Source organism: Streptomyces sp. NPDC000878, from assembly GCF_053599695.1.
The window spans coordinates 1-4,665 of the sequence record NZ_JBSFMT010000168.1 but is presented as its reverse complement, the minus strand read 5'-3'; the positions used below and the strand labels follow the sequence as shown (position 1 = coordinate 4,665).

General features: G+C 71.5%; 3 protein-coding genes. All 3 read right to left on the bottom strand.

What is annotated here, in order from left to right; all coding sequences use genetic code 11:
• Positions 1–140: 140 nt before the first annotated feature.
• The 3 genes from ACWDR4_RS49825 to cysS all read right to left on the bottom strand — a co-directional run bounded on the left by ACWDR4_RS49825 (position 141) and on the right by cysS (position 4,446).
• Positions 141–1,862, bottom strand: coding sequence for a DoxX family membrane protein (locus tag ACWDR4_RS49825; RefSeq protein WP_450418804.1), 1,722 nt, complete (start codon positions 1,860–1,862; stop codon positions 141–143).
• A gap of 117 nt (positions 1,863–1,979) precedes the next feature.
• The gene (rlmB, locus tag ACWDR4_RS49820) at positions 1,980–2,921 is read right to left on the bottom strand and encodes a 23S rRNA (guanosine(2251)-2'-O)-methyltransferase RlmB (protein WP_450418803.1); all 942 of its coding nucleotides are present in this window, start codon (positions 2,919–2,921) and stop codon (positions 1,980–1,982) included.
• Between the two features lie 121 nt (positions 2,922–3,042).
• Positions 3,043–4,446 carry a cysteine--tRNA ligase gene (gene cysS / locus ACWDR4_RS49815; protein WP_450418802.1) on the bottom strand — a complete coding sequence of 468 codons (1,404 nt, stop codon included), beginning with the start codon at positions 4,444–4,446 and terminating at the stop codon, positions 3,043–3,045.
• Positions 4,447–4,665 lie beyond the last annotated feature (219 nt).

Below are 4,665 nucleotides of genomic sequence, written 5' to 3'. Positions count from 1 at the left end.
CGGAACCGCTTCCCGGACCTCGACCCGGCCGCGATCGACGACGTCGTGCTGGGCGTGGTCGGGCCGGTCGGCGACCAGGGCTCCGACATCGCGCGCGCGGGACCCCATTGACGTAACCGCCGTACCCAGGCGGGTTGTTGCTAGCCGAGAAGGCCGCCCACCAGTCCCGGCTGCCCCGTGGAGGAGCCGCCGGTGCTGCCGTCGCTGCCTCCGCTGCCGCTGCCGCCCGTGGAGCCGCCGCTGGTGCCGCCCGGGGTGCCCGTGGAGCCGCCCGACGAGGACGGTCCGGCGCTGGTGCTGGGCGCCTGCTGGACCGGGGTGGTCTGCTGCGGCGGGGCCTGGCCGGCGCTGCCCTGGGTCTGGCTGGGCCGGCTTCCGGTGACGCTGCCGCTCTCGCGGGCCTCCTCGGGGGTGGTCGCGGCCTCGCCGGTCGTGGGGCTGGCCGAAGTGGCGTCCTGGGTCGGCGACTTGGTGGCCGCCGAGGGGCTCTTCGAGGCCTGCCGTTCGCCGGACTCCTCCGGGAGCGGGGAGCCGGGGAGTTCGTTGCGCGGGGCTTCGCCGGGGCCGGGTACGACCACGCGGTCGGCGTCGCGGACGGCGCCGCCGAGGAGCGAGCCGATGAGGAGGGTGAGCCCGATGACGACGGCCGTGACGAGGGCGCCGCGCCGCAGGACGTAACTGCGCAGCTCCCAGATGTCCGTACGGGGTCCGAGGCGTCGCCAGGCGCTGCCCGCGAGGCGGCCGTCGATGGAGTAGACGGGGGCGCCGGCGATGATCAGCGGCGACCAGGCGGCGAGGTAGATGATGTCGGGGGCGTCGTAGACGGGGACGCTCTTCCAGCTGACGGTGACGAGCAGTGCGGCGGAGAGCAGGGCGCCGCCGACCGCGGCGACCCGCTGCCACAGCCCCAGGACCGTGAGGACGCCCACGATGACCTGGAGGAAGGCGATGACGAGGCCGGAGCCGACGGGGTGCTGGAGCGCGAACTGCCGTAGTGGCTCGGCGACTTCCCAGGGGTGCAGGGTGTTGAGCCACTTCATCATGGAGCCGCGTTTGCCGCCGTCGAAGTAGACGGGGTCGCAGAGCTTGCCCATGCCGGCGTAGATGGAGATGAAGCCGAGGAAGATGCGCAGCGGGAGCAGGACGACGCCGAGGTTCATCCGGCGGCCGGGGTAATAGGCGTGCCGGACGGGGTCGTTGGCGTGGCGCTTGGCGCCGGTGCGCCGGCCGTCGGCGTCCCGCTCGTAGTCGTCGTAACCGTCGTAGCCGTCGTCGGCGAACTCGCCGTGCCCATGGCCGGGTTGGCCGTAGCCGGGTTCGTCGTACGCGCTGCCGACCGTGCGCATGTTGGGGAGCAGGCGGCCCGAGTCGGGGCCGGAGCCGTGGGTGCGCTGGCTGCCGACGATGGGCGTCTCGACGGTCTGGTCGAGGGTGCTGCCGGCGTAGTCGAGGTCGTCGTCGCCGATGCGGGGGATGACCTGCGTCGCTCCGGCGTCGGCGGGCGGCGGCTGTTCGCCATGGCGCACGCTGGAGCCCCGTACGGCCTGGAGCAGCCGGTGCGCGCCGGTGTCGTCGGGTGCGGACTTCCCGCTCCAGACGACGGGCGGGCGGCGGCGGCCGGCCGTGGCGCCGACGACGGGGATGCGAGCCGTGTCCTCGGAAGCGCCGAGGTGCCGGGCGACGCGGGACGACGGTGCCGCCCGCCGCGTCGAGGCCCCCAACTGCACGCGGAAGCTCGCATGGTTGACGATGACCTGCGCCGGATCGCTCGGCACCTTCACCATGCTCAGCGCGGGAGCGTCGTCGTATCCCGACGAGCGGTCCCCCGTGGGTGTGCGGGGTGTTCTGGTGTCCACACTCATCTAACCGAGTGACGTGTGGTTAGGACACTGCTTTGACTTGGCGGATGTGTCCGGACCGCGTCAAGGTCACGTCACCCGGCCGGATCCGCCCGTACGGGTGACGTCGTGCACGCGTGTTCAGGCGCGTCGGCGGGCCGCTTCGTAGAGCACGATCCCGGCCGCGACACCGGCGTTGAGGGACTCGGTGCCACCCGGCATCGGGATCCGTACGAGGTGGTCGCAGGTCTCCCCGACCAGCCGGGACAGCCCCTTGCCCTCGCTGCCGATGACGATGACGACCGGGCCGTCCAGGGCCGGCAGGTCGCCGATCTCGGACCCGCCGTCGGCGGCGAGACCGACGACGACGATCCCGGCCTTCTGGTACGCCTCCAGGGTGCGCGTCAGATTGGTGGCGCGGGCGACGGGCGTACGGGCGGCGGCGCCGGCGGAGGTCTTCCAGGCGCCGGCGGTCATGCCGGCGGCGCGCCGCTCAGGCACCACGACGCCGTGGCCGCCGAAGGCGGAGACGGAGCGGACGACGGCGCCGAGGTTGCGCGGGTCGGTGACCCCGTCGAGCACGACGATGAGCGGGTCGACGCCGCTGTCGTAGGCGGCGTTGGCGAGGTCCTCGGGGTGGGCGTACTCGTAGGGCGGGACCTGGAGGACGAGGCCCTGGTGGTTGAGCCCGTTGGTCATCCGGTCCAGCTCGGGACGAGGAGCCTCCATCAGATGGATGCCGCCGCGCTCACCGGCCAGCTGGAGCGCCTCACGCACGCGCTCGTCGTTGTCGATGAACTGCTGGACGTAGAGCATGGAGGCGGGCACGCCCTCGCGGAGCGCCTCGACGACCGAGTTGCGCCCGACGACGAGTTCGGAGGTGCCCTTCCCGCCGCGCCCCTTGGGTGCGGGCCGCCGCTGGATCTGCTTGGCCTTTGCACCGGCAATACGGTTCTTCTTGTGCCCCTTGCGCGCCTCGGCGGGCGGCGTCGGGCCCTTGCCCTCGAGCCCCCGGCGCCGCTGGCCGCCACTGCCGACCTGCGCGCCCTTCTTGCCGGACATGCGGCGGTTGTTAGCGGCCATGACCTACCTGTCTGTGTGAAGGCGTGCGTGTGTACGTCTATGAGTGTGCCGCCCGGGGGCCCGGGCGGCACAATCGATCAAGGGGCGGCAAGGAGATATGCGGCGAAATGTGGGGAAATGCTCAGCGCGGGCCGAGGGTCCAGCGCGGCCCCTGCGGACCGTCCTCGATGACGAGCCCCGACTGGTTGAGCTGGTCGCGGATGGCGTCGGCGGTGCCCCAGTCCTTGCGCCCGCGCGCCGCCTCACGCTGATCGAGGACAAGTCGTACGAGGCTGTCGACGACCCCGTGCAGATCCTCGCCGCGGTCCGCGCCGTCCCCGGCCCAGTGCGGGTCGAGGGGGTCGAGGCCGAGGACGCCGAGCATGGCGCGCACCTCGGCGAGGCGGGCCACGGCGGCTTCCTTGTCGTCGGCGGCGAGGGCGGAGTTGCCCTGCCTGACGGTGGTGTGCACGACGGCGAGGGCCTGCGGTACGCCCAGGTCGTCGTCCATGACCTCGGCGAAGGCGGGCGGCACCTCGGCGGCGGGCTCGACGACACCCCCGGCCTTCTCGACGACGCGCTGTACGAAGCCCTCGATCCGGGCGAACGCCGACTCGGCCTCGCGCAGGGCCTCTTCGCTGTACTCGATCATCGAGCGGTAGTGCGGGGTGCCGAGGTAGTAGCGCAGGACGATGGGCCGCCAGGCCTTGACCATCTCGCTGACGAGGACGGAGTTGCCGAGGGACTTCGACATCTTCTCGCCGCTCATGGTGACCCAGGCGTTGTGCACCCAGTACGACGCGAAGTCGTCGCCGAAGGCCTTGGCCTGGGCGATCTCGTTCTCGTGGTGGGGGAAGATCAGGTCGAGCCCGCCGCCGTGGATGTCGAAGGCGGTCCCAAGGTAATTATGAGCCATGGCGGAGCACTCAAGATGCCACCCGGGCCGTCCCCGCCCCCAGGGCGTCTCCCAGCTGGGCTCGCCCGGCTTGACGGCCTTCCACATGGCGAAGTCGCGTGGGTCCCGCTTGCCGGTCTCGCCGTCCCCCGAGGGCTGGAGCAGGTTGTCGAGTTCCTGGTTGGACAGCTGGAGGTACCCGGGGAAGGAGCGCACGTCGAAGTAGACGTTGCCGTCGGCCTCGTACGCGTGTCCGCGCTCGATGAGCCCGCGCATCATCTCGACCATCTCGGTCACGTGCCCGGTGGCACGCGGCTCGTAGGTCGGGGGCAGGCAGCCGAGCGCGCCGTAGCCGTCGTTGAAGGCCCGCTCGTTCTCGAAACCGATGGACCACCAGGGGCGCCCCTGTTCGGCGGCCTTCCTGATGATCTTGTCGTCGATGTCGGTGACGTTGCGGATGAAAGTGACGTCGTACCCGCGGTACGTGAACCACCGGCGCAGGATGTCGAAGTTGAGGCCCGACCGGATGTGCCCGATGTGCGGGGCGGCCTGCACCGTGGCGCCACAGAGGTAGATCGAGACACAACCCGGCGTGAGCGGGGCGAAGTCACGAATCTGCCGGGCGCTGGTGTCGTACAGGCGAATGGTCACGAGACCAGGGTAGTGGCCCACACCGAGTGCCTGGCGACCCCTATCCCCAAGGGCCACGTATTCGTGATATTCGCCCCCGCCGCCCCTACCCGTCCCATCCTCGGGGGCTCCGCCCCCGAACCCCCGCTCCTCAAACGCCGGAGGGGCTGGACCTTTCAGCCCGTCCGGCGTTTGAGGACAAGGCCCGTTCAGGGCCGGAGCGGGGGTCTGGGGGCGCAG

Excerpts from the sequence above, each read along its gene's own strand:
- ACWDR4_RS49825 (WP_450418804.1), bottom strand. The coding sequence starts at position 1,862 with ATGAGTGTGGACACCAGAACACCCCGCACACCCACGGGGGACCGCTCG.
- rlmB (WP_450418803.1), bottom strand. The coding sequence starts at position 2,921 with ATGGCCGCTAACAACCGCCGCATGTCCGGCAAGAAGGGCGCGCAGGTC.